Raw genomic sequence first — 25,497 nt, forward strand, 5'->3', positions numbered from 1 at the left:
CCATTTGATTGTTGATACCAGATTCATTGCCCGGAAGGATTACCGGATATTCAATATTGCGCTAAAGGCATGTGGGTCAAGCCTGTAAAACGTCGGAAGGTTAAGTGTGACCATCGGGTAGCTTACCCAGCCGCTCTGACGTCTATAACCTGTATCCTCAGCCAATTTGTTGGACAGAAGGAACTCCATGGCATCAGGATTGTTGTTGATGTCCACGAATGCCCTGTCAGGCAGTGAGAATGCCGCCTTATCCTCTAAGTTGACCGTCAGGACCGTGTATATCTCATGGGTCACGGGATCTTTCAGAGACAATGCCGGCCAGCCGTTATGGTACATTTCAATCACGATTGAGAGACGGCTTTCCTGATACAGGAAAGTCTCTTCCATGGACGGATGGTCGCATTTGACAATTTCAAAATCATCCTCCCCTTTGGTAAATGTCACCATCGGATAGGATACATCGACAAAATATTCCTCTTCCCGGTAACAGAGATGTTCTTTTCCCTCTGAACGGATTATAGCCAATTGGGTGTTCATATTCGTAACTGGTTTTAAAATTATTGACTTGCAAGTTAATTGGCCGGCATTCACCTGCCTGTTTCTTTAAACGTGTGATTGTCACCGCCTGCGGACATTTGGGAGAGTTGCCGTCTCACCGCCTTGATTTTCCCGATCAGTTCGTCCTCCCTTCGGAATGAGGGGGTACATTTGGTACGCCTCATCCCGGCTCCCCAGGGGATGCCGCCGCATACTTTTCTCAGGCGTGCCTTTTCGCTTTCCAGGGCCGACTCCAGACGGGCCAGCCTGCGTCGCAACGATTCTTCGGTCACAGTTCTCATGATCTCATTGTTTTTTTTGTATGGTGACGGGTCGGAAAGACAGTCACCATACCGTCGTTATGTGTCACGTTATATTTTAGCTTTTTCCCTTGTGATGCCTCTCAGGACGTACAACAGGTGCAGGAACAGCTCCCTGTCGTAAATCCGGAAGAAGAACGGCTCGCCTGTTTCCCTGACCGTTCCGGTAAACGACACGGACTCCCGGTTCACGGGATATTGGAGGAAGTTACCATTTGCCAGCAGGGTGTGCTTTTTCTTCATCACTTCGCCTAGGAACTTGTCCATATCGTCGTTTTCCTCATAGCCGGAGAAGTAGAGGAAATGATGACGGCGCAGGCTTTGCAGGATTTTGGCGGTTTCCAGCCTTACATCCCTGCCTGACGATTCGTCCGTTCCTCTCATCAGGTTGCAGATGAACTTCTTCTCGCCATTTATGTCAAGAAACAGATAAGGAACTATAATTATAGAGGCATGCCGTGCGTGGTCAGAGATGACCATCGGCTTTTCTTTCAGGATGTCTCCTTTGAAGGTAATGTTCCGGTAATGGTTGTCCATCTGCCGTTCCAGTTCCTTTCTTGGCGTGGTAACGGAGCGGAGTCCCGTGAAGTAGCGTCCGCCCGCCCGGAAGCAGAACCGGTAGATGTCCGCATGATAAGGCTCTCCCAGGAAAAAGAAATTCCGGGTATGGCGGATGGGGGGCAAGACATCCATGTAGTCGAAATATCTTTCTTCCGTAATCTCACTGAACGGGGCGCAGAGGGATTGCAAGTAGATGCGTATCATCTTGCGGACGGTATTTCCGGACACGGCTATGAGGTACGGGTTCTTTTCCCTGTCCCTCAGTTCCTCCAGTGTCTCATGATGGTAGTCGCCGTGTATTCCGTCAGACATGGTGGTCACGCAGCTGCCGTCAAAACTGCGTGAATCGACTACGAATTTCAGTTTGTTGTTATTCATGGTTCAGATGTTTTGAAGGTTCAACACTCTCTTGGCGGCACTGAGGGCATTGGAGGTGAGCTGCCGTTGCCATGCTTTGTTTCTGGGTGACCAGCGGAATCCGGAGGATTTCAGTTCCTTTCGTCTGTTGTCTTCGGGAATCCTGTCAAACAGGATCTGAAGGCGGTCTTCTCCATAGTTCCATACAAGTGTCCCGCCCTCGAACGGCACTTCCTTGTTTTCCCGGCTTTGCACCGCTTTCAGCCTTTTGCGCATCCGTTCCGCAAGTTCCGGCAATTGGAAGAATTTGTTTCTCGGGGTGATGACGGGTTTCCTTACCCTTGCGTTATATTCGGAAATGAAGTCCACGGCCCTGCGGACGATTTCCACTTCCCCGTGATTGGCGAAGGTGGATACCTTGTTCAGGATGCTGCTGACGAACAGGGCACGGTTATAACCCCGGCATTGTCCGGTGTCAATCCCGTGGATGGTGTCGGCGCTGCTCTTGATGTCGCGTTTGAGCGTCTGCCATGCCTTTTCCAGTTTTTCTTCCTCCGGTCGTGCGGCTTCCTTTTTCCGTCTGACGGCTTCAAGAACCTTTTGCCGCCAATTGCGGAACTCCTCGTAGCGGTTCTGATAGCTTCTGTTCGTATTCTCCTGCCTGTGGTAATCAAATCCGCCCCGTCCCGTCACCATCGGGTTGGCACAGCGTGAGAGGGCCGAGAGCTGGGCGGATAGCTTTTTCCGGTAGGCGGCGATGTATGTATCCCGTTCCTCTTCCTGCATGAGTTGCAGGTCGTTGTGCAGCTCCTCCCCGTAAATCATGATGTCCGTCTCGCCACGAATCTCCGGGTCGAAGGAACTCCAGGCGTATGCGTCGCAAGCCTGTTTCCACATATCCTCCAGATAGCCAGGATGTTTGAACGCTACGGCTTCCCAATCTTTGAAGTCCCTGGAATGCAATTCATTCCGATCTTCCGGATTTCCGTACAGGTGTACATAGTTGCCCGTTCCATGATGCTCCTTTCTGAAATGGAACGGTACGGGTGGATGGTCCGTACCCTTTTCCCGGATCATCGTGACCCGGTGCGCATTCTCTGCGGTAAGGCCCGTTACTTGTTCTTCCCGGACCTTTGCTGTTGTTGTTTCAGTCATAACCGTTGCCATTCATAAATTATTTCTACCAGTTCTTCGTCCGCCAGTTTTTGGATTTCCTCGTCCGAGCAATAGCAGGCGATTTCCTCGTCCAGCTTGAAAGCTGCCGGGTCAAGGCTTCTGAGGCCGTCCAGCAGTTCCGGCACCAGGCTGTCTGCGGCAACCGTATAGCTTCCGTCCCTGCCTTGCACCTTCCGTGCGGGATAGCTCCTTTCCCGATAAACCAACATTCTCATTTTCGGATTGGCACCCTGCTGTCCTTTGTGGACTTTGCTTGTTGTCTCTCTGTTCATACCTTCATTCTTTTAGTTTGTTTGACATGATCGGCTCCGTGGAGCCGGTTTTTCGGTTTCTTACTTGCCGGACTGTCCTTTGCCGGGGATTGCGCAAGGCTTGGCAAAAGAAAATACCGCAGCGAAGCGAGGATGATTTTCTTTTAGCCAACCAGCCCCTGAAAGGGGCCGCCTTGCGCAATCAACCCGGCAAAGGGCTATATTTGCAGGTAAGAAATTGAAAGAATGGCTGGGATTTTCAATTTGTCGGATACAACATGTAATAAGTGTAATGAGCAAATTTAAAAGCATACAACGAAGGTTTTTCAAATATTTTCCAAACTATCGGATATCAATATCATATCGTAAAACAAGCGAAGGCGTGGCATTCCGGAATAAATACATATCTTCGCGTCAAAGGTGATTGATTGAAATGAATACATTCTCTGCTTTTGATACGGGTGTCATGGTAGCTCTCTTGCTGGGTATTGAGTTTCTTAGGAGTGATATCCAAACAATTCTCTATTGTAAAAGAAACGATCCCGGGATTTTTAAGAGCTGCCTGTATACATTGTTTATATTGTTGGCAAGTCTTTATTCCATTGTGGCCGGAGCCATGCTTAACCCCGAGCCCGTACCCGTTTATGAATTGATACCCGGTTTTCAAATAGGAGTTTATGGTTCTTGCTTTTTGTTTATATTTCTTGTCATCGCCGGTCTTTACCGTAAAATATTACCTCTCGTCCTTTTGGGGTACGCTATGGTATATGTAATCGGTGTACTGATACCGTTACTTGGATATGTAGTGTCCATGATGAATTATTTCGCCAGTACAGGATGATTATGAAGACCAAAGATGTTTTCCAGAGAAAATGGATAACAGACAGTATAACAAAAAGGGGCTGTCCAAAAAGTCGGATAGTCCCTTTTGCTATTGTTTATTTCGGTAAAAAGTATTATCTTACCGTTGCAAAAACCAAACATTATAGCAATGGCTAAGATAGTATTTAAAGAGTTAACATCCAACCAAAATGTACTTTTTCCGGTCAGCTTATCGGAAAAGATAGCTCCCAATCATCCCGTTCGTGTTGTAAACAGTGTTGTAGACGCCTTGGATATTAGTTGTCTGCTCTGGGCATATAAAGGAGGAGGTACCAGCAGCTACCATCCCCGTATGATGCTCAAAGTTCTGTTTTATGCATACCTGAACAATATCTATTCTTGTCGCAAAATAGAAAAGGCCTTGCAGGAGAATATTCACTTCATGTGGTTGTCTGGTAATAGTACTCCCGATTTCCGCACGATCAATGATTTCCGTGGCAAACGTTTAAAAGAACACATAAAATCGTTGTTTTCAGCCATTGTTCTGCTGTTACAGGAATCCGGCTATGTCAGTTTGGATGTACAGTATATCGATGGTACCAAAGTGGAATCAGCATCCAATCGCTACACCTTTGTCTGGCGTGGTAGCGTGGAAAAGAACAAGGTAAAACTGGAGTCGAAAATACAGTCAATCCTTAGTGAAGTTGACAAACATATCGAGCAGGATAAACAGGAAAGGACACCAGATTGCTTACCGGATATGGATTCCTGTGGTTTGCGGGAAAAAGTGAGCGCTTTAAACAAACGGCTCTCCGGGATGAACAATGCTGAGCAGAAACAAATCAAAAAGTTACAGGAAGAATATCTGCCCCGCCTTGCCAAATACGAATCGCAATTAGAGAAATTAGGGGATCGTAATTCTTTCAGTAAGACTGATGAGGATGCGACCTTCATGCGTATGAAAGAGGATCATATGAAAAACGGGCAATTGAAACCCGCCTATAACATACAGATTGCCACAGAGAATCAATTTATTACCAATCTGGGAATTTACAGGCGAGCCGGAGATACGGGAACTTTAATTTCTTTTTTGAAAGATTTTCGAGAGACTTATCATAGGCAATCCTCTATAGTAGTGGCCGATGCCGGTTATGGAAGTGAACAAAACTACGAGTTTATGGAGAATGCGGGTATAGAGGCTTTTGTCAAGTACAATTATTTCCACAAAGAGCAAAAGCGTGCCTGGAAGAAGGATGCTTTTGCCATACAGAACCTTTACTACAACCGGGAAAGGGATTATTACGTATGCCCGATGGGACAACATATGGAGTATAAAGGTCAAAAGAAAAGTAAATCCGATTTGGGATATGTATCCATACTGAAGCGTTATCAGGCACAAAATTGTGAGGGGTGCCCGCTGAAATCTCAATGCCATAAATCAAAGGCCAACCGGATCATAGAAGTTAACTATAACCTTAACAGGTATAAACAAAAAGCACGGGAAAGACTCATGAGTGAGGAAGGTATTTATCATCGGGGCAGACGATGTATAGAACCGGAAGCTGTCTTTGCACAGATAAAGCATAACTCGGCGTGGAACCGGTTTAGATTAAGAGGGTTGGAGAAGGTAAAAACAGAATTTACCCTGGTTGCTATTGCACATAATCTCAGGAAACTGGCTAAAAAAGTCAGTTTCCTTTTGTTTTTTACTTATTTCTGTAGGATGACTTCTCGAAAAGTAATAATTGAGAAGACCAAAGATATTTTAAATATAAAAATGGATAATAAACGGGCTGCATAACAAAAAAAGAAGGCTGCCTTTTCAGATACCTTCAATGACGGGCCGGTTGCATATTTACCATTCCAGACGTTCCTTCACATTGTTCATCGCCTCTTTCAGGCTGCTGTTCATGACCCGCGCATAATGCTGCGTCATGCGTGTGGAAGCATGTCCGAGCATGACGGACACGTCCTGCAAGGGTACATTGTTGGCGAGCGTGACGGTGGTCCCGAAAGTGTGCCTGGCAACGTGCGTGGTCAGATTTTTCTTTATGCCGCAGAAATCGGCGATTTCCTTGAGGTAGCTGTTCATTTTCTGGTTGCACATGACAGGCAGGCAGCATCCTTTCTTTACGCAGATCGGATGTTCCCTGTATTTCTCCAATATGGCCAGTGGAACAGGCAGCAGTGGGATGTTGCTGATGGAAGACGCTTTTCTGCGGTGTTCCAACTTGACCCTTCCCTTCCTTATCCACCAGTCACCGAGATTGTCCTGTACCAGGTTTTCACCACTCAGAGTGGCGACATCGGAGAACGCCAGACCAGTGAAGCACGCGAAGACAAATATGTCCCTGACCAGCTCGAGCCGTGGGATGGTGAATTTCTTTTTCATGACGGCCTGCAACTCGTCGTAGGTCAGGAATACCGGATCGGTCTCGTCCTGTTCCATCTTGTAACCGTAAAAGGGATTCTTACGCATCCATTCCTTTGCCAATGCCATGTTGGTGAATTTCTTGAAACATTTCATGTAGCGGACTATCGTGTTACGGCACAGTCCCCCCTCCGTTTTCAGGTAAATGTCAAACGCGCGGATGAACTCCGGTGTCAGCTCATGGAAGGTGATATCCTCCTTGCCGTAATAAGAGGGGATAAGCTGCTGCAATTTCTTCACCACGTTCTTGTACCGGTTGATCGTAACGGGAGAGTAGTCTATGCCTGCCAGTGTTTCCATTTCCTTGATGCCATCCTGCATGGTACCGAGCAATGTACGCATTTCGATGTCTTTCCCGAAAACACGTTTCAGGATCAGTTTCGGGGTAATCAGGGCCTGTTCCAATACCAGTTCCTTGTGTTTCTCGAGGGCACGTGCGTGTAACTCAGCAATATAGGTATTCAATGCGATGGATGCCCTGTCCCTGCCCTTGCTGCATCCTTTGGCCGCATTCCATAAGTTCAGAGGCACGCTTCTTTGGATACGGGCATCGTCGTAGCTCCCGTTGATGGTTATCCGCATCAGTACGGGGGCCTCACCGTTTTTCAACAATTTCGTTTTGAGCACGAAAAAAAGAATGTTCATTGTTCCTTGTTTCATCACTTTTGTTTTTTAGAGGTGTTACATCCAATTGTTTCGTCAAAACCGGATGACATGAGGACGTGAAACGAAATGTTAAATTCAGTGGCTTTTTTGAGGGACTTGTGGAATAGCCATAAAAATCCCATTTTTATCAGATTCGAATTGCCTTTTGTATCCCGGGTTCGATTCCTTTTTTTATCCCGATGGGAAATACCGAATTTTTAAATTTCTTTCACATTTCTGACTCCATCCGGTCATGTGTGCAAAATTACTTTTTCACACCGGAGATTGAAATTGTCAAATAGTTGAAAAACAATGAAGTATGATACATATTTATGGCTTTTTCAAAAGCCATAAAAAAAGCCACTGAATTGGCGAAATCCAACTTCACAAATATGTAATGAAATGCGTAGCGAGGGTAAAAAAAGAACCCTTGAACTATCTCTAATTCAAGGGTTTTCTAAAATTGAAAAGCTTTTTGGTGGTGCCACCAGGAATCGAACCGGGGACACAAGGATTTTCAGTCCTTTGCTCTACCAACTGAGCTATGGCACCATCATGTCGTTTTGTATATCGTTGTTTCGATTACGGGTGCAAAGGTAGGTATTATTTTTAATCCAGCAAATGTTTTGAAAGAAAAATTCACAGGACAGTAAATTATCTATTTTTCCTACAAAAAAATCCACTTTTCTCTTGCAGGTTCAAAAACAATGTGTACCTTTGCACCCGTAATCGAGACAACGATACAAAAAAACGGGATGTAGCACAGTTGGCTAGCGCGCCACGTTCGGGACGTGGAGGTCGGAAGTTCGAGTCTTCTCATCCCGACTCATCAAAAAGGCAAGAATCTTGAAAGAGATCTTGCCTTTCTTTTTTCAATCCTATTAATATCTAATGAATAACAAAAGGTATCAACATATATTGTTCGATCTGGACGGTACATTAACCGATCCTATGATTGGCATTACCAGTTCTGTAAAGTACGCCCTCTCCTATTTCAATATAGAAGTAGAAGATTTACGATCTTTATGCCCTTTCATCGGGCCACCATTAAAAACATCCTTTAAGGACTTCTATCAGTTTACAGATGAGCAAGCAGATGTAGCCATTGCTAAATACCGGGAATATTTTTCAAAACAAGGTATTTTCGAGAATACCCTGTATCAAGGTATTGATGAATTACTCCGTTTGCTTACCGAAAACGAAATGAAAATCTACTTAGCCACCTCAAAGCCGCAGCCCTTCGCTCAACAAATTCTAGAATATTTCCACTTAGAATCTTATTTTACATTTGTTGGAGGAAGCACATTCGACGGAAACCGTTCCGAAAAAGCGAATGTAATACAATATGTATTAGACAGCACCGATATAAAAACACGGTCTGACGTAGTCATGATCGGTGATCGTAAATATGATATAGAAGGGGCCAAAGCGAATAACATAGATTCAATAGGAGTCCTTTACGGCTACGGGGATGAAGAAGAACTAGCGAATGCCGGAGCAAACAAAATCGTTACTGATATAAAAGAACTATCATCTTTCCTTCTAACAGGGAATATCCCCATATAGAAAGCTTAAGCAGATCTATAAATCACATTAAAAATAAACATCAGCAATAAAGAGAATGAAATATTTGGGAAGCTCGGCTTCAACCGGGCTACCAATTTTTCTATAGCGATCTTCATCTGTACACGAACCGTACTCTCTTGAACCGATAATATTTCTGCGATCTCCTTCGTTTTCAATCCCTCCTCACGAGACATCAAAAACACAAGACGGCATTTCTCAGGAAGTTCGTCAATCGCTTTATCAAGCATCTCTCTCATCTCTTTTAACTCCAAATGCTCCTCCGGAGAACCCTCATCTTCCTCTTCCATTAATGGCAACAACTCATTTAAAGAAACCCTATTCAAGTCTTTATTCCTTGCTTGAAAACGAAAAGACTCGTTACGTACGGAAATATATAAATAGGTATCTATATTATCAATATCCTTTAATCGTTTCCGGGATTGCCAGACCGAGAAAAAAACATCTGTCACAACTTCACGGCATGCCTCCTTCTCGCCTAAACAATAATAAGCGAAGCGAAAAACCTGATCATAATATAAATTATAAAAACGTTCGAAAGCTCCCCTGTTATCTACCGACACAGATTCAAGCAACCCTTTGATATCTCGCACAAAAACTCCCACTCCTTTTTCTTTGATTTGGCAAACATACTAAATATAATCTAAATGCCTTTTTAAAAAGCGGACTATTTTTTCTCATATTTTACTTGCATATTCAAATTATTAAACTACTTTTGCACCCGCAATACGGAAGTAGCTCAGTCGGTAGAGCACTGGTCTCCAAAACCAGGTGTCGGGAGTTCGAGCCTCTCCTTCCGTGCGTGAGCGGCAACACTATGAATATGTGTTGCCGCTTTTTTATTATTCTCCTTCTCTTCCCATTGCGATAAAAAAGCGTAAATAAGACAACATTTTTCGTTAAAGAGACTATTTTTTCTTTCAATATATAAAGGAATATACTACTTTTATTGCCGATTTTAAATCTAATTGAGACTTAGTGTAAATCGTATACCATAGAAACAGATGACAACTAACAAATTTTCAAATCGATACTCGTCTGAGAGGAAAAAGTATTTTTTCAAAAGTAAGGCGTTTATCCTGTTCCTCGGATTATTTTTGGGAGCTGGGATTATGATCGCCCTTTATAAAACATCTGTATATTTCTCGACAGATGAATCTTGTATGATGTGCCACGTGCATCCTCACGTAGAAAACAGTTGGAAACTTTCCAAGCATGTAAATAATGGAAGTGGCGTTAAGACACATTGCGTAGCTTGTCACCTCCCACCTCAAACAAATACTTGGAAACATTATAGCGCAAAAGCTAAATTGGGTATGAAAGATGTTTGGTCATACTTGACTAAAGACAGTGCGGATTTCAATTGGGAAACTAAGTCCGAGTTGGAACACGCCGTTAAATATATCCCCAATGAATCTTGTAAGGAGTGCCATCAGAACTTATTCCCCGAAGGAATTACCGATGATGGTGTAACAGCACATTTATATTATGATGAGAATGAGAAAAAGCTAGATCTACAATGTATTAGTTGCCATTTGGATGCAGGACATTACAATCCGAACTACAATCACTCTAAGATGGTTGGCATACCGGGACAAAACACATCCGGGGCAACCTCAATAGATACCAGCCTGTTTTTTAAGGAACCAACTACAGTAACCTCTTTTACCGATTATGTAGAACAAATTCCCGGAACAATGGTCTCATTCAAGATGATTGCCATTCCCGGAGGTTCATTCAAAATGGGTAGTGAGGAAAAAGAGGCGTTTCATAAAGCAGATGAGTCACCTGTACACAACGTAACCGTTAGTCCATTCTTCATGGCTGAGGTCGAGGTGACTTGGGATCAATACTGGGCTTTCTATGGGAATACGATGAGTGAGGGCCGTACCCCGCCAGAGACCGTGTACGCAAATAACAGTAATCCGAATGTCGATGCCATCTCCGGTCCGACACCTCCGTTCGGTTTCCCTGATCAAGGCTGGGGTGGCGGAGATCGCCCGGCTATTACAATGACTCATTATGCGGCCGAGACTTTCTGCCAATGGTTATCCAAGAAAACAGGAAAGACTTATCGTTTACCGACCGAGGCGGAATGGGAATATGCGGCACGTGGCGGCACGGAAACGCCTTATTTCTTTACGGGTAATCCAAAAGACTTCTCCGATCAAGGCTTCTGGCGTAAATTTTTCGACGCTAAGACTGATAGTATAGGTTCTTATGTGATTTATAGCAAGAACAGCAAAAACAAGACGCAAGAACCGGATTTAGTAAAAGCCAATCCCTTTGGTTTAAAGAATATGTTGGGTAATGTAATGGAATATTGTGCCGACAAGTATGATCCTGAAGCTTACGCTAAAAGCGGAAGTAGCGCCACAGATCCATTGGTTACTGAAGGTACAGAATGGGTAGTGAGAGGCGGTAATTACACCTCCGATGCGGCAGATCTTCGCTGCGCTTCCCGTGATTATACCAAACATGAAGCTTGGTTAAAAACCGATCCGCAACAGCCGAAGAGTATCTGGTGGTACTCCGACATCAGAGGAATCGGTTTCCGTGTTGTATGTGAACCTAATAAATAGTATCTAAAAAAATAATATCATGAAAAAAGAGAACAGCATTAGCAGAAGATCATTTCTGAAAAGTTCAGCCCTAGCGGGTGCGCTTGGAGCAATTGGAACAGGTAGTACAGTTGGTGTATTAACTTCTTGTGGTGGAGGTGAAAGTGCGAACGCAATAAAGCCTTTGAAAGAACCCGGTACTTATTACGTGCCCGAATTACCAGATTTGGCGACTGATGGAAAAGAACTAAAAGCTGGTGTAATCGGTTGTGGCGGACGTGGTTCCGGAGCCGCTTTTAACTTCTTGAACGCTGCGAACGGCGTTACGATCGTGGCTTTAGGCGATACGTTCCAAGAACGTGTCGATGATTTGGCAAAGAAATTAAAAGATGAGAAAGGAATTGATGTACCGGCTGATAAACGTTTCGTCGGCTTGGATGCGTACAAACAAGTGATTGATAGCGGTGTAGATGTAGTGATCGTCGCCACTCCTCCCGTATTCCGTCCAGTTCATTTCCAATACGCCACAGAAAAGGGCAAACATTCCTTCTTAGAGAAACCTATCTGTGTTGATCCGGTTGGTTACCGTACCATTATGGCTACCGCAAAACAAGCTGCGGCAAAGAACTTATGTGTCGTAACCGGTACTCAACGCCATCACCAACGCAGTTATGTCGAGTCTTACAAGAAGATCATGGAAGGATTGATCGGTGAGATCACGGGCGGTACGGTTTACTGGAACCAGAATATGCTTTGGTATCGGGATCGTCAACCGGGATGGAACGATTGCGAATATATGATCAAGGACTGGGTAAACTGGAAATGGCTTTCCGGCGACCATATCGTAGAGCAACACGTACATAATATAGATGTATTCACTTGGTTCAGCGGATTGAAACCAGTCAAGGCTGTAGGTTTCGGTTCTCGCCACCGTCGTATCACTGGCGACCAATATGATAACTTCAGCGTTGATTTCACAATGGAAAATGGTATCCATATGCATAGTATGTGCCGCCAGATAGATGGTTGTGCAAATAATGTAAGCGAATTCATCCAAGGAACCAAGGGATCATGGAGCAGTGACACGATGGAGATCAAGGATTTGGCAGGAAACGTTATCTGGAAATATGATAGCGAGGCCGAAAAAGCGAACTTCAAGCAAACTGACCCGTATACATTAGAGCATGTAAACTGGATCAACTGCATCCGTGGTGGTAAACAAATCGAGCAAGCTTCTGAGACTGCTATCTCCAATATGGCCGCAATCATGGGTCGTGAGTCCGCTTACACGGGTGCCGAGACCACTTGGGATGCCATGACTGCCTCTGCATTGGATTATACTCCGAAAGATTTGAACTTAGGAAAGATGGATATGAGCGGCTTCGTCGTTCCTGTTCCGGGTAAACCAATCGACAAGAAATAATCCAGACTGTTTATGACATTAAATAGAAGAAACTTTTTAAGAACCTCCTTATCCGGCGCTGCTTTAGCGGTAGGAAGTACGGCCTTGACTTCCTGCTCTTCCAAGCCGGCAAAGACTGCCGAAGGAGAAAAAGGGAGCGACAAGACCGGCAAGGACCTTGAATTAAAACTTTCTTTCCAAGAGGGAATCGCCCCGGGTGAAAGTTTGAACGAGAAACTTGATTTTATGGAGAAGTTGGGCGTTGTAGGTTTTGAGCCGGGTGGCGGAGGATTAGCCGGCCGGGTAAACGAGATCAAGCAGGCCTTAAACGGACGTAATATCAAAGTGAGTGCCATTTGCGCCGGCTTCAAAGGCTTTATTCTTTCTACCGATCCAGCCATCCGCAAGGAATGCATGGACACGATGAAAGAGATCATCGCCGCAGCCGGTGAATTAGGTTCTACGGGCGTGATTATCGTTCCTGCCTTTAATGGTCAAGTCCCCGCCTTGCCTCATACGATGGAGACACGGGATTTCCTTTGCGAGCAATTCAACGAGATGGGAACTTTCGCCGCCCAGCATGGGACTAGCGTCATCTTTGAACCTTTGAACCGAAAAGAGTGTTTTTATCTACGTCAAGTAGCCGACGCCGCCTCTTTATGCCGGGATATCAATAATCCGGGTGTACGTTGCATGGGCGACTTCTGGCATATGACATGGGAAGAGACCTCTGATATGGGAGCCTTTATCTCCGGTGGAGAGTATCTCCAACACGTACACGTGGCCAGCCGCAAACGTCGCAGCATGCCGGGTGAGGATGGAGATGCCGATAACTATATCAATGGCTTCAAGGGATTGAAAATGATTGGTTATAACAACTACGTAAGCTTCGAGTGCGGATGTCAGGGAGACCGTAACGTGGTAGTCCCCGCCGCCGTCAAGTTATTACGTGAACAATGGGAACAAGCTTGATAAGATGCCTTTAGTATATCCAAATATGCAATTGAGTGAGGTGGTGGAAGAACACCCCTCACTCATTCCCGTAATCAACCGGTTTGGGATTCGTCTCGGGCTTGGCGACAAATCGGTGAAGACGCTCTGTGAAGAACATTCGCTGGATACGGACTTTTTATTGACAGTGATCAATACCTTCCTCAACGAGGAGTATTTTCCGGAGAAGAAGTTACAAACTTTCCATACATCGCAGATTATTGATTACCTGACAAAGACGAACCAATACTATTTACGTTATCAGCTCCCCAATATAGAACGCCATCTAGGTTCCTTTATCTCGATGAGTACGCCCGGCAATCCTACTCTTGGATTGATAGGACGCTTCTTCTCCTCGTTCAAGGAAGAACTCATCGCCCGCATTGAGAAAGATGATAAGATATGGTTTCCCTACTGCATGTCGTTAAGTAAAAAGCTGGGAAAAGAACCGGCGGGAACGATCGATGGATTGCAAATCACCTCCGAGCAACGTACGGAAGATACCATCGAGGCCCTTTTAGCCGACTTAAAAAGTATCATGGTCAAGCATCTTTCGGGAGATTACGACGAGAATTTATGTTATGCCGTCCTCTTCTCCATCTGTAGTCTGGAGAAAGATATCAAACAACACAACCGGATCCGGTATCGAATCCTTACCCCCATGGTCTCGGCCATGGAAAAATTATGTATCTAACGATCTGAAATGCATCGAAACAAACAAATAGCGATCATACTGTCTGATACCCTAAGAAGTATTGGGCTGCAAAGCTTGCTGACCGACTACTTCCCCCCGGTAGAGGTTTGCTATTTTCCAAATTTCGAGATGCTTTCCTCCACAGGAAGCGACACCTACGATTACTATTTCACCGATTCAGATACCCTTGTGCTCAATGCGGATTTCTTCCTCCCGAGAAGAAACAAGACCGCCCTCCTCATCGACAGCACCGAAGAACACGGGGCACTCTCGTCTACGAACCGTATCACGTTACGTTCCTCCCAAGAGACCATTATCGAGCAATTGCAACAATTATTTACGAGCGACAGCTCCGGCAACACCACTACCGAAAACAACAAGGACCTATCCAGCCGTGAGGTAGACGTACTTCAACTGATCGTAAAAGGCATCACGAATAAAGAGATCGCCGATAAGCTGAACATCAGCTTGAACACCGTCCTCACCCATCGTAAGAACATCACCGCCAAGCTGGGCATCAAGACCGTATCCGGCCTCACCTTCTACGCCATCATGAACGGGATCATCTCCGGCGACGATATCGAACTATAGCGAAACCAACAAACCAGCTTTCAAAATCACTACATCTAGTGATTGACCATCCTGTTTCTTTACCGTTTCTTCGCGATTGAAAAAATATACTAACAAAAGAAATTCGATGAAGAGACACTACTTAGGTATCATCGCCCTAGGTGCGTTGGGGCTGCAAAATGTATACGCCGAGGACATCAAGGCTAACGAGAACGACACGATAAAAACCTATAACATGGGTGAGGTAATCGTGACCTCATCCACGAAGGAGACGAATAACCTCCGTACGTTACCCGGTTCCGTATCGATCCTTTCCCCACAAATGATCTCCGGCAGGCAGATCGACGCATTAAAGGATATAAGTTCTTTCGTCCCGAACCTATACATGCCGGATTATGGGGCAAAACTAACCTCGGCCATCTATATCCGCGGTATCGGAGCCAGAAGTAGCGGACAATCCGTAGGCTTATATGTAGACAACGTGCCTTATCTGGATAAAAGCACCTTCGATTTCGAGCTGACCGATATCCAGCGCATCGAGGTATTACGAGGGCCGCAAGGAACCTTGTATGGTCGTAACGCCATGGGGGGCATCGTAAATATCTATACCATCTCCCCGTTCGATTACCAAGGAAAGAAACTCTCCCTATCGGCCGGAAGCTACGGGCAATATAAAGTCAAGGCCTCCCATTATGCTAAGTTGAGCGAGACCATCGGATTTACCGCCGCCGCTTACTATGACCATAGCGACGGCTTCTACACCAATGCCTACGATGGGAAAAAGATCGATAAGGAAGACAACGTTGGCGGTCGCTTCAAGTTGGAAGGTCGCTTCAATCCGAACTTCCGTGCCTCCTACTCCCTTTCCGTAGATTATACGGATCAAGGAGCGTTTCCATATGGCATGTTCATCGGAACCGGAAATACCGATCACAAGTATGTAAATCCTATCAATATCAACGATCCCAGCTCTTATAAACGGACGGTCATCGCCAATAACCTGTCCCTCGAATACCGGAATGAGCACGTGATACTGAGCAGCATCACCGGTCATCAATATTTCAAGGATGACATGAAGATGGATCAAGACTTCTCCCCTCTCTCGATCTTCACCCTCAACCAAAAGCAAAAGCAAAACGCTTTCAGCGAGGAATTGGCGATCAAGAGCAACACGAGAAATAATTACCAATGGTCCTTCGGACTCTACGGTTTCTACGATGATCTACATACAGACGGCCCGGTCGATTTCAAGGAAGACGGAATTAAGACCGTCCTCCAGCCCGTATTCGATCAATTGAAGAAAGATCACCCTAAGATGCCCTATCTAAAAATACTGGACGATCATCTTTATATTCCGGGTTCTTTCGACACCCCTTCTTATGGCCTTGCTTTGTATCACCAATCCACTTATAACAATCTGTTCACGGAAGGCCTGTCAATTACCGCCGGTATCCGCTTGGATTACGAGAAGCAAAAGATGGATTACAATTCTGAGGCTAAGATGAGAATGGGGTTCGGCTTCGTAGAAAACGGACCGGTTATCGACATAGAGAAACTTTTCCCGATCCCAACCACCGTGATGGACGCCAGTGTCTCCCAAGACTTCTGGCAAGTACTTCCGAAAATATCTTTAAAGTACGAATGCTCACCAAACACGTTCACTTACGTATCGGTAGCGAAAGGTTATAAGACCGGGGGCTACAACGTACAAATGTCGGCAGACGTGATGCAAAGCCAGATGCAATACGATATGATGAGCGCTTTCAAGGACATGATGCCGATCGAGGTCAAAGAACCTACCCCCATCGAGGAAGTAGCCGCCTACAAACCGGAGAAAAGCTGGAACTACGAGATCGGTATCCGTAGCGAGTTGCTATTCCAACGCCTAAGCGCAGAATTGACAGGTTTCTATATGGACATTAAAGACGTGCAGCTGACCAAATTCGTAAATAGCGGAAACGGCCGTATCCTCACCAACGCCGGGAAAGCAAAAAGCTACGGTATAGAGGCCTCCTTGCGTGCCCGCATCATCGATGGGCTAACCGCCGACGTTAATTACGGTTTCACCCATGCTACGTTCCGGGATTACAACAACGGGAAAGAGGATTTCAAGAACAACTTCATCCCATATACCCCACGTCATACCCTCAACGTCGGACTGCAATACACCCGCCTGTTCCGTAACGCATGGATAGACCAATTCTCCGCCTCCGCCCAATTCAGCGGTGTCGGAAAGATCTTCTGGACCGAGCGAAACGACATCTACCAGAAATTCTACGGAACGGTGAACGCAAAGGTAGGCGTACGCAAAGGTATCGTCAACGTAAACCTATGGAGCCGTAATATAACGAACACCCATTACTCTGCATTTTATTTCGAGTCATTCGGGAATCCGTTTATCCAACTGGGTAAGCCCTTCCAGATTGGTGCGGAGGTGGCGATCGCCTTTTAAGCGCAAGCATTCAATAGAAATAAAAAACGGGAGAGCCGGTTCTTATACCAACTCTCCCGATTACTTTATTCCGACTTTCCTATATTCGGTAACTTACTTCAAAAACTATAATCCTTCGATCTCCTCTTCCGGTAAACCGGTGCTCTGGGCAATCAAAGATTTAGATACCCCCGACTCTTTTAAATTCTTGGCGATAGCATATTTCTCTGATAGGCGACCTTTCTCCAGACCCTCCCTCAAGCCTTCCTCCAGGCCTTCCTTCATCCCATTCGCCTTTGCTTCCGCTATCGCTTTCTCTTTTGCTTCCTCTACTTCCTGCAAGAAAGTCTCTTCCGCAAGACGGTTGACATTGTAGCGATCCACGGCACGGTCATAGGCGAGACGATTCTCCGGAGAGAGATTCGCCACGGCGGCCAAACGAGATAGATGAGCGAACACCTGTTCTTTCAAGGCATCCGGCATTCGAATCCAATGTTCCATATTCTTTAACGCATAAAAAAGTCTTTCTAATAAAGTTTCGCACTCATCCAGTTCCTTCGTAAAATAAGGGAACTGCAAATAGATCTGCCGGAAATGAGGGTTCAGCGTCTCATGACTTTCTAGATCCAGAATTCCAGAATCCACACGGAAACGATCCGGTAAATCCGGCTCCTTGAAATTCATGAAAAAAACACCATACACCGTATGTAGCTTATAGATTGCGCCATACGACATCGAAGGTTCCCGCACCTCCAGCCCTTCCTCCCCGTCATCCGGTGAGTGTACTTCCACCGCTAGCGGGGCCTCAATCTGACGGCTCACCGCACGACACATATAATATAATGTTCGGTCCACGAAATCCAGATGCTTGCGGTTCTGCATCTCCACGATGATATATTCTCCCGTGGAGGTACGGCAATAGAGGTCGTAAATAATCCCCTTGTCACGTACATGCTCCGCATGATCCTCCTTGTCGAGAAACACCAGATCCTCAATCCGATGCTCACCCGCCAACAACTCGTTCAATAACGTGATCAAGAACGGCTTGCTAGCCGGCTGACCGAAAATAATCTTAAAACCAATATCCGTAAACGGATTCACGAACTTTCCCATAGCTAATTATTTTTAGTTAAACCTATTGTTTATTCTACACCGCAAACATACGGAATTTTTATCAAAGAATAAAGCGCAAGCGTTCAATTCTTTTCAACATAAACCAATGGAGCCACAATATAACGAAATCGGGAGAGCCGGTTCTTACACCGACTCTCCCGATAATATTATTCTGACATCTCTGCCTTCGACAGTTTTCAGGAAAAAAACTATAACCGCTCGATCTTCTCTTCCGATAAACCGATGCATTGAACAATCAAAGATTTAGACACTCCCGCCTCTTTCAGGTTTCGAGCGATAGCATATTTCTCTGATAAACGGCCATTCTCCATACCTTCTACCATTGCTTTCTCTTGCGCTTCTTTTGCCTCCTGTAAGGAAGCATCTTCCGCAAGACATATCTACATTAATACAATCTACACCTATTCCCTCGTCCAAATGTCAGTTCCCAGAATAGGCTCATCCCCCCATCCTTTGCCTCTAAGATAACTGAAGGTTCCCGAGGGATCAGCATATGCCACTGCCCGGCAGGAATCTGTAGAACCATATTCCCAATGGCAGGCGACAACTCATAACGGCCGCACTCCACCCCCTTCTCATCATAGAAGATCTCCGTGACCGCCCCCCGCAAGATAGCGACCGTCTCAGACGTATTCGAATGACGATGGATATCCACTAACGATCCCGACTGCAAGGCGTTCAGCATCCGCTGGGAAGTATCCTCGGAACTATTCCGCAAATCCAAGTTCACACGCAAACGAGGGCTATCTGCCGTTTTAGCCAACAAATCATCCAATAATTCTTGATTAATCAACATAAGCTATACCGTTCTAAAAGGCCAGAGAGCCTTGAATACCAAATAAGTTGTATTGCTCTTACCAAACATCAAATTGATGCAATAAAATCCAGCTATTACCATCCACTCAGGGAAATATAACACATGCTTGGCTCTGCCTTCCGCCTTTTCAACCTTAATGAGGTTATTGATGTCCAGCAGCTCGGGATTCTTGATGATATGAATTGTATTATCAACCTCTTTATCAACCCAATCTACCATGGCTTTAACAGCACCACTCATCTCTAGCACCTCAAATTTACCACCATTACCTATCTTATATGCCCAGTTAGGATATTTCAGATAATAGCGCTTCTCAATATCACGCTTCTGCGTAGCGGTATAGACAGGGGAGAATCTATATATATTCCACTTTGGGCAAATCTCTTTAAGCCTGCCTTCAGCCATTGCCTTGCTCTTTCCATAGTTCGAGATAGGATTCAGCTCTGTGCCTGAATTTATTAACCCCTTCACCATGCCAATGGCATCCACAGTACTGATAAACAACACAGACACATTATGGCTAACACAAGCTTCAAACACATTCTCAGCACAAGTCACATTCAGAAACTTGAACCTCTCAAAACTAAAGTCAGTTTCACCACCTCCAGCATGTGCCAATGCGGCCAAATGAATGCATCTATCCACCTTCTCCGCATCCAATAACGCCTCCAACGCATTTTTGTCAGCAAGGTCAAGAACCACTTGTTTCAAATGCTCATGCGTCCAATCTGATACCCTGCGGTCAACACCCACTACAGTGCAACCTTTAGCTATCAGATCTTTCACCAGATAGCAGCCAATCATCCCAGCTGAGCCTGTTACCAGTATTGTTTTATTCGACATATCCTTTTAATTTTTCAAGTATCCAATTCTGCGGTTTACCAGCCACCCTACCTAAAATGCACAAAAACGTCCAAACGATCATTTTTAAGTCAAAACCGACATTCACGTGATGAACATAAAACGCCTCTAATTCCCTACGGGTAGGCAACACTTTTTCCATATACTCTGCAGGATCTTCTACAGTGTCACCGTATAAATAATCATATAATGCGGCTGGACCTGTCAACCCCGGACGCACTCGGGCAGCTATACCATATTTACCCTCACGCATAATCACCACTTGATCTTGTGCGGCTGGACGAGGTCCCACTATCGCCATATCCCCCAATACACAATTCAGCAACTGAGGCAATTCATCAATCTTTGTAGCGCGCATAATGGCACCCCACTTGAAGATACGGTTCGTATCCGCCTTGAAACTCTTCTCATCCGCATCTTTGGCGATCGTCATGCTTCGGAACTTATACATCCTAAAAGACTTGTTATCTTTTCCAATACGATTCGCACAATAAAAAACAGGTCCCCAATCAGAGATAAGAATACCAATAATAGCTATCAAGAACACAGGCAATAAAACGATCAACGCACCACCACAAGCTATCACACAAAAAGCTCTTTTTACAAACTGATACATACAATCAAAGTCTTCTTAAAGTACACTCAAATGCCTCCGCATAATTCGTTCCACTTTGAGCGCCCCGATAAGCCGCTAACCCCTTGATCGCTTCCGCAGAGCGAGGATGAGGAAAAGGCCGCATTACACCCCGATAGGTAGCTAAAGCATTTATTTTAACCTCTAAGCAGTTCTCACCAACCTCCACGAATGTATTTGGCTGAAATCGGTTCATGGATGTATTAACTGACCATTCAGTAGAAGAGAGTACCTCCATAAACAGGAACTCCTTTAAAGGTTTCACCTCCGCACGGCGTTGAAACAGACGGATAGCAGCTTGACAAGCCATAGAGGTATGCATATGATCATTATTTGTGTCAGAAGGGTGATGCGTGATAACCACGTCACAATTCGATGCGATGATCGCCTTCTCTATAAACTGTACCAAACTAAGATGCGTAGCATTATTCATCTCTATATTAGGGAAGTTCCCCGCATACTTATTACGTATGCCAAGCATCTTTGAGCTAGCATCTAAATCATCGTTCAGTTCATTGTCGTCAGGGCGAAAAGCACGTGCTTTAGCCTCTGAACACATAATGCAGATGTCTACTGAATGGCCATCCCTTGTAAGTTTTTTAATTGTTGCACCAGCACCCAACACCTCATCGTCAGGATGAGCTACTACGACTAAATAGTTCATACTAGATTGTTCCATTATCTACATGTATATTCTGTCCAGTGATACTACATGCTTTCTCACTAACAAGAAAGGAAACAGTTTCCGCTACAGAACGAACACTGGTAGCCGCCTTCATAGAAGTACGTTTGTATATCCTATCTTTTTGGTCGTCTGTAAGAGTTGAGCTCATGGCTGTCTCCATAAATCCAGGCACTACCACATTGGAGCGAATGCCCATCCCCCCCCATTCACGAGCCGTATCCTTTGAAAATGCTTCGAGTGCACCCTTTGAAGAAGCATACATAGCAAGCCCTTTGTAACCCGTATGCGCACTAATACTTGAAATATGCACTATAGAACCACGGGTATGGTGAAGAAGCATATTACGTATTGCGTATTTTGTCATCATCATCGGAGTAAATACATTGACCGCATACATCGCCTTCAGTCGATCCAAGTTTAGATTTGTCACTATATCATCATAAGCCATCGCAGCATTGTTCACGTAAACGTCAAGTACGACTTTATTTCCCACAAATTCTTTAAAAACCGACTTTCTTATACTCTCGCTATCGCTAAGATCAATACTCTTGAAGAAGAGTTTGCCCGCATATTCAGCTTCCAATGCTTTAAACTCATCCGTATAACTACGAGCGACACCATACACAGTATTACCCTGCTCCAGCAACACTCTACAAATTTCCAAGCCCACACCACGTGAGCAACCTGTTACCAATACGTTCATGATCGTTTAATTTTACCAGTTCTTGTTAATGAGAAAGAATCCACAAACTTAATTCGACGAGGAATCTTAAAGTCCTGCAACTGTTCTTTCAAATAGTTACGAATCTCCAATTCCGTAAGGGTTGAGCCTTCAACTAATTGCACTTCCGCACAAAGCACATTACCCAAAATAGAGTTAGCCTTACCATAAACCAAAGCCTGCTGTACTCCTTCGATTTCAAGGATTACTTTTTCAGTTTCGCCAGGGTTAACCTTATAGCCGCCCACATTGATGAGTTCATTTTTGCGACTCCTGAAGCGGAATAAACCATTGGCTTCGTTCACCCATTCAATCAAGTCACCTGAATGATAGTAATCACCATCGAACTTAAAGCTATCCGACTGACCAAGCAGCGACTTGTGAATAAGCAACTCCTCCTCTTGAATCAAGAATTTGTCCCGAATAGCAGCTGGAATCTGGAAGCTATCGCCTTTAGCGGCAAATAAAGTTCCAGCTTCCGTGGAAGCATACACATTATTTATTTTAGCGTTAGGAAAAATCATCCCTATTGACTCATAAAGCTTCTTATCAGATTTCTCTCCCCCAAGTGTTACACGCTGTACGGTCTGATAAACTTTTTCGAAAGGCAATAGCAAGCGATAGAAAGTGGGCGTAGCAGACATATGAGTAACGCGATTTGTCTCAATTAGCGAATAAACCTCAGTACGGCTCTTATTAAACACATTCACCAAGAAGTTCAGATTCATAAACGCCTGGAAGAACACCTGCAAGCCTGCCATATGAGTTGGATTATATGCATACGCCCAAACCTGATTTATATATTTTTCGCCAAAACGTACCGCCCGCATAAGAGTCTGCACGCAATGTACCACTTTCTTAGGTTGACCGGTCGTTCCAGAAGTAAAGATCGTGATTTCAGATGTAGAGTTCTTAACCGCCTCTACAACAGCCTCCATGTTAACAAACGTAGTGGAAACAATTTTTGTTGGCACATTTATTTCAGCTACGTTTACACCATCGATTTCTGTCTCGTTTAGGTCAGCGTCAAGTAACACTAACGGAGCATTGTTAGCCAATGCCTTGATAAGATTAACGAAGAAGAGATACAAATCTAGCTGTTTGTACAGAAGGTAGTACTTGTCGCTCTCGTTGAGCGAAGCAAGCAACTGCTCATAGCTGTACTCAGAGCCATTATTCAAAAGGAATCTTTTCATCTGCAATTAAGAGAGTTTCGCATAGATTTCACCAATCGTATTAACTAGTCCATCCTCGAAGATGTCAATGTCAAACTCATCCTCAATCTTAACAGTTAATTCTGCAAGATCAAATGAAGTAAAAGCAAGATCTTCGCGAAGTCTTGTTTCTGCCGTAAGTTCAGCTACTGTATTCATATCTTTAGCAGCTCTAATCTCATTAATTATATCAAAAACTTTCTTTTCCATACTACTTTACTTTTAACAAGTTATACATTTATAATAAATCATACGAAGACAGATCAACCTCCCAATTGTCAATATTGAAAACATCTACCTTTGATAATTTTTCTTTATCCAAAATTCTGCAATCAAAGCGGAAGGCTTTAGGTTCAAATCTTCTTGGGATCTTAACCATTGATAGCGGAGTGAAATGGAGATGACCAACATAAAGAAACAATCCACACTCTTTCTTAACATCGCTCACCATTTTTCTAACAGCTTTATCGAAATTCCTTGCAGTAAGCGGATATACATCCATCAGAAAGCAAGCCTTGACTCCCTCAAATGCAGAAATTTTCCACACGCACTGCATTTCATTATTTTGATACAGATGATAATCAGTAGGGTTGAACCATTTGAAACGGGTCTGCTCAAACTGAGGCCTAACTTTCCTGATGATTGTGTCGGCAATATTGTTAGATGATGACAAATGCGACAATCCTAATAAACAGTTTGAGAAAAGTATCGAGAATGGATTCAAAAGCTTCATCGATGCTTTATAATCACCAATCTTATACGGCAAGATATAGGTATCAAGCAAACCTATTCTCTTTTCTTTCAAAAATGCACGGCTAACCATTTCAGAATTATCATTAGGAAAACCAAAACAGGCAACCATTCCTACTTCTTCTGCATTTTTAATAGCAGCATTCAAGACACTCAACAAATTACTTACATTATCCCGATAACTATCTTTGATAAATAAATCAGATCCCAACCCTACAAGAACTTCTTCTCCTTTAACAGAATAGATAAATGGAATTAATGAGTAACTACCACATATTTCATCAAATTCATTATATAATAGCGTATGAAAAGAATGCTCTAAACAAGTAGAAGTATATTCGTTTTTAAAATAAGTGATAGACCTCTCTTGATTATATACCTCTCTGAAAGCACCAAGAAACTTACCGATTTCACAATCTGTTAAATCAGTTGTCTTTAATGTTACTGTACGCATAAAAATAATATTAATTATTTAAAGCACCAGTTTCTTCAAAAGGTTTATTATAAATCATCTGTTCTAATATTTTAGAATCAACCAAAGATCTATACCAAAGATGATACATGTAATGCATAACATACCCTTCCTTACCATCAAGAAAACCTAGCTTAATGATATAATAATAGAAAAAAAGAATCCAACTTCGAAGAAAAATAGGTAATTTGTAATAAAGTCCAAATTTCAATCTTCGTGTATTTCCTATTGTTTGATCTTTTGAGATTTGATTTTTATTTGTGTTTCTAGACTGAATATATTCAAAATAATCTTGCATCTCACGGGTTGCATACCAATTCATTTTATTTACCCAATGGGTCATATCTTTAAAATCATAATGAATAAATCGATGTTTGCAAAAAACAGATCTACCATGTGATAAAATTGTGTGTTCATCCATTTTTCTATCTTCAATGCGACCTATTCCTGTCTTAAACATCATCAATTTTCGCTTGGTATGGCAACCGTGTTTAATTTTATGACCAAGAAAATATAACCAAGCTTCCATAGTAAAACCATTAACTTCATCATCTGATTCATATTTTTGTACAAGTCCGGACAGTTCAATCTTTAGTTCAGAAGTAAGTCTTTCATCTGCGTCTAGCCTAAAAGTCCATTTTGTTGTTATATTTGTATTATCTAATGCCCAATTAAACTGGCGAGCATAGTTCTCAAACGGATGCTCGTAAAAATCCGCAGAGAATTTCGCTGCTATTTCTTTAGTTTTATCAATGCTACCACTATCTATTACAACACATCTGGTGGCAAAATCTTTAACAGATTCCAAACAGTCAGGTAAATTCACCTCTTCGTTTTTCGTAAGTATAACTACAGTAACATCTAACATACGCTTATA

At 43.9% G+C, this 25,497-nt stretch carries 28 protein-coding genes, 3 tRNA genes and 1 pseudogene; 13 read left to right on the forward strand and 19 right to left on the reverse strand.

Going from position 1 to position 25,497, the window contains the following annotated elements:
- Window positions 1-39: 39 nt before the first annotated feature.
- From NBH07_RS05480 to NBH07_RS05500, 5 genes are all read right to left on the reverse strand, one after another.
- Entirely contained in the window at window positions 40-537 is a 498-nt protein-coding gene (locus NBH07_RS05480) for a DUF4313 domain-containing protein (RefSeq protein ID WP_094582483.1), read from the reverse strand.
- 50 nt (window positions 538-587) lie between these two features.
- Window positions 588-839: a hypothetical protein gene (locus tag NBH07_RS05485; RefSeq protein ID WP_008778833.1), complete on the reverse strand. Its 252-nt coding sequence runs from the start codon at window positions 837-839 to the stop codon at window positions 588-590.
- Window positions 840-908: 69 nt separating this feature from the next.
- A complete protein-coding gene (locus tag NBH07_RS05490; protein ID WP_008778532.1) occupies window positions 909-1,796 on the reverse strand; it encodes a hypothetical protein in 888 nt (295 codons plus the stop codon).
- Window positions 1,797-1,799: 3 nt separating this feature from the next.
- Complete coding sequence (locus NBH07_RS05495) at window positions 1,800-2,942, reverse strand: hypothetical protein (RefSeq protein ID WP_094582481.1); 1,143 nt, start codon at window positions 2,940-2,942, stop codon at window positions 1,800-1,802.
- Window positions 2,927-3,223: a hypothetical protein gene (locus tag NBH07_RS05500; protein ID WP_008778531.1), complete on the reverse strand. Its 297-nt coding sequence runs from the start codon at window positions 3,221-3,223 to the stop codon at window positions 2,927-2,929. The genes NBH07_RS05495 and NBH07_RS05500 overlap by 16 nt, the downstream gene beginning before the upstream one ends.
- A 26-nt stretch (window positions 3,224-3,249) precedes the next feature.
- On the opposite strand from NBH07_RS05500, the gene NBH07_RS22735 reads away from it, so the two are divergent.
- From NBH07_RS22735 to NBH07_RS05515, 3 genes are all read left to right on the forward strand, one after another.
- Window positions 3,250-3,444, forward strand: coding sequence for a hypothetical protein (locus NBH07_RS22735; protein ID WP_005634939.1), 195 nt, complete (start codon window positions 3,250-3,252; stop codon window positions 3,442-3,444).
- A gap of 191 nt (window positions 3,445-3,635) precedes the next feature.
- On the forward strand, window positions 3,636-4,043 hold the full coding sequence (locus NBH07_RS05510) for a hypothetical protein (RefSeq protein WP_008778233.1): 408 nt from the start codon (window positions 3,636-3,638) through the stop codon (window positions 4,041-4,043).
- Between the two features lie 150 nt (window positions 4,044-4,193).
- On the forward strand, window positions 4,194-5,825 hold the full coding sequence (locus NBH07_RS05515) for an IS1182 family transposase (protein WP_094582479.1): 1,632 nt from the start codon (window positions 4,194-4,196) through the stop codon (window positions 5,823-5,825).
- Between the two features lie 54 nt (window positions 5,826-5,879).
- Here the strand turns inward: NBH07_RS05515 and NBH07_RS05520 are convergent, their stop codons facing one another.
- Both NBH07_RS05520 and NBH07_RS05525 read right to left on the reverse strand, forming a co-directional pair.
- On the reverse strand, window positions 5,880-7,115 hold the full coding sequence (locus tag NBH07_RS05520; RefSeq protein WP_034527703.1) for a site-specific integrase: 1,236 nt from the start codon (window positions 7,113-7,115) through the stop codon (window positions 5,880-5,882).
- 461 nt (window positions 7,116-7,576) lie between these two features.
- Window positions 7,577-7,652: transfer RNA gene (locus NBH07_RS05525), tRNA-Phe, on the reverse strand.
- Window positions 7,653-7,851: 199 nt separating this feature from the next.
- On the opposite strand from NBH07_RS05525, the gene NBH07_RS05530 reads away from it, so the two are divergent.
- The 3 genes and pseudogenes from NBH07_RS05530 to NBH07_RS22745 all read left to right on the forward strand — a co-directional run bounded on the left by NBH07_RS05530 (window position 7,852) and on the right by NBH07_RS22745 (window position 8,666).
- Window positions 7,852-7,925, forward strand: a tRNA-Pro gene (locus tag NBH07_RS05530).
- A gap of 135 nt (window positions 7,926-8,060) precedes the next feature.
- Window positions 8,061-8,495: pseudogene (locus NBH07_RS22740) on the forward strand (HAD hydrolase-like protein); the annotation flags it as partial.
- Window positions 8,490-8,666, forward strand: a complete 177-nt coding sequence (locus NBH07_RS22745; protein WP_010181984.1) for an HAD hydrolase-like protein — start codon at window positions 8,490-8,492, stop codon at window positions 8,664-8,666. The pseudogene NBH07_RS22740 and the gene NBH07_RS22745, both read left to right, overlap by 6 nt.
- A 5-nt stretch (window positions 8,667-8,671) precedes the next feature.
- Here the strand turns inward: NBH07_RS22745 and NBH07_RS05540 are convergent, their stop codons facing one another.
- Window positions 8,672-9,277, reverse strand: a complete 606-nt coding sequence (locus tag NBH07_RS05540) for an RNA polymerase sigma-70 factor (RefSeq protein ID WP_005858709.1) — start codon at window positions 9,275-9,277, stop codon at window positions 8,672-8,674.
- Between the two features lie 135 nt (window positions 9,278-9,412).
- Between NBH07_RS05540 and NBH07_RS05545 the strand changes: the two genes are divergently transcribed.
- From NBH07_RS05545 to NBH07_RS05575, 7 genes are all read left to right on the forward strand, one after another.
- A tRNA-Trp gene (locus NBH07_RS05545) sits at window positions 9,413-9,485 on the forward strand.
- 203 nt (window positions 9,486-9,688) lie between these two features.
- Window positions 9,689-11,266: an SUMF1/EgtB/PvdO family nonheme iron enzyme gene (locus tag NBH07_RS05550; protein WP_008779407.1), complete on the forward strand. Its 1,578-nt coding sequence runs from the start codon at window positions 9,689-9,691 to the stop codon at window positions 11,264-11,266.
- Window positions 11,267-11,285: 19 nt separating this feature from the next.
- Window positions 11,286-12,668 (forward strand): Gfo/Idh/MocA family oxidoreductase, encoded by a 1,383-nt coding sequence (locus NBH07_RS05555; protein ID WP_005858713.1) that lies wholly within the window; start codon window positions 11,286-11,288, stop codon window positions 12,666-12,668.
- 12 nt (window positions 12,669-12,680) lie between these two features.
- Window positions 12,681-13,619 (forward strand): sugar phosphate isomerase/epimerase family protein, encoded by a 939-nt coding sequence (locus NBH07_RS05560; RefSeq protein ID WP_009017064.1) that lies wholly within the window; start codon window positions 12,681-12,683, stop codon window positions 13,617-13,619.
- A 25-nt stretch (window positions 13,620-13,644) separates the two neighbouring features.
- The gene (locus tag NBH07_RS05565; protein ID WP_005858717.1) at window positions 13,645-14,331 is read left to right on the forward strand and encodes a LuxR family transcriptional regulator; all 687 of its coding nucleotides are present in this window, start codon (window positions 13,645-13,647) and stop codon (window positions 14,329-14,331) included.
- 9 nt (window positions 14,332-14,340) lie between these two features.
- Window positions 14,341-14,922 (forward strand): helix-turn-helix transcriptional regulator, encoded by a 582-nt coding sequence (locus tag NBH07_RS05570; protein WP_005868594.1) that lies wholly within the window; start codon window positions 14,341-14,343, stop codon window positions 14,920-14,922.
- 106 nt (window positions 14,923-15,028) lie between these two features.
- Window positions 15,029-17,353 carry a TonB-dependent receptor gene (locus NBH07_RS05575; protein WP_009017062.1) on the forward strand — a complete coding sequence of 775 codons (2,325 nt, stop codon included), beginning with the start codon at window positions 15,029-15,031 and terminating at the stop codon, window positions 17,351-17,353.
- Window positions 17,354-17,458: 105 nt separating this feature from the next.
- Here the strand turns inward: NBH07_RS05575 and NBH07_RS05580 are convergent, their stop codons facing one another.
- The 11 genes from NBH07_RS05580 to NBH07_RS05625 form a co-directional block, all read right to left on the reverse strand.
- Entirely contained in the window at window positions 17,459-18,445 is a 987-nt protein-coding gene (locus NBH07_RS05580; RefSeq protein WP_156682517.1) for a PD-(D/E)XK nuclease family transposase, read from the reverse strand.
- Window positions 18,446-18,654: 209 nt separating this feature from the next.
- Entirely contained in the window at window positions 18,655-18,789 is a 135-nt protein-coding gene (locus tag NBH07_RS22455; protein ID WP_255223108.1) for a hypothetical protein, read from the reverse strand.
- Between the two features lie 62 nt (window positions 18,790-18,851).
- Window positions 18,852-19,262 carry a WbuC family cupin fold metalloprotein gene (locus tag NBH07_RS05585; RefSeq protein ID WP_009017060.1) on the reverse strand — a complete coding sequence of 137 codons (411 nt, stop codon included), beginning with the start codon at window positions 19,260-19,262 and terminating at the stop codon, window positions 18,852-18,854.
- Between the two features lie 3 nt (window positions 19,263-19,265).
- A complete protein-coding gene (locus tag NBH07_RS05590; RefSeq protein WP_009017059.1) occupies window positions 19,266-20,126 on the reverse strand; it encodes an NAD-dependent epimerase/dehydratase family protein in 861 nt (286 codons plus the stop codon).
- Window positions 20,116-20,760, reverse strand: a complete 645-nt coding sequence (locus NBH07_RS05595) for a sugar transferase (protein WP_009017058.1) — start codon at window positions 20,758-20,760, stop codon at window positions 20,116-20,118. Before NBH07_RS05595 ends, NBH07_RS05590 begins: the two co-directional genes overlap by 11 nt.
- Window positions 20,761-20,764: 4 nt before the next feature.
- Entirely contained in the window at window positions 20,765-21,442 is a 678-nt protein-coding gene (locus tag NBH07_RS05600) for a PIG-L deacetylase family protein (protein ID WP_009017057.1), read from the reverse strand.
- 1 nt (window position 21,443) lies between these two features.
- Window positions 21,444-22,166, reverse strand: a complete 723-nt coding sequence (locus NBH07_RS05605; protein ID WP_009017056.1) for an SDR family oxidoreductase — start codon at window positions 22,164-22,166, stop codon at window positions 21,444-21,446.
- Window positions 22,163-23,380 (reverse strand): ANL family adenylate-forming protein, encoded by a 1,218-nt coding sequence (locus tag NBH07_RS05610; protein WP_009017055.1) that lies wholly within the window; start codon window positions 23,378-23,380, stop codon window positions 22,163-22,165. Before NBH07_RS05610 ends, NBH07_RS05605 begins: the two co-directional genes overlap by 4 nt.
- Window positions 23,381-23,386: 6 nt before the next feature.
- On the reverse strand, window positions 23,387-23,608 hold the full coding sequence (locus NBH07_RS05615; RefSeq protein WP_009017054.1) for a phosphopantetheine-binding protein: 222 nt from the start codon (window positions 23,606-23,608) through the stop codon (window positions 23,387-23,389).
- Window positions 23,609-23,636: 28 nt separating this feature from the next.
- Window positions 23,637-24,602, reverse strand: coding sequence for a hypothetical protein (locus NBH07_RS05620; RefSeq protein WP_009017053.1), 966 nt, complete (start codon window positions 24,600-24,602; stop codon window positions 23,637-23,639).
- A 10-nt stretch (window positions 24,603-24,612) separates the two neighbouring features.
- On the reverse strand, window positions 24,613-25,488 hold the full coding sequence (locus NBH07_RS05625; protein ID WP_009017052.1) for a glycosyltransferase family 2 protein: 876 nt from the start codon (window positions 25,486-25,488) through the stop codon (window positions 24,613-24,615).
- Between the last annotated feature and the right edge of the window lie 9 nt (window positions 25,489-25,497).

It is taken from the genome of Parabacteroides sp. B2-S-102 (assembly GCF_023656665.1).
Classification (GTDB): domain Bacteria; phylum Bacteroidota; class Bacteroidia; order Bacteroidales; family Tannerellaceae; genus Parabacteroides; species Parabacteroides distasonis.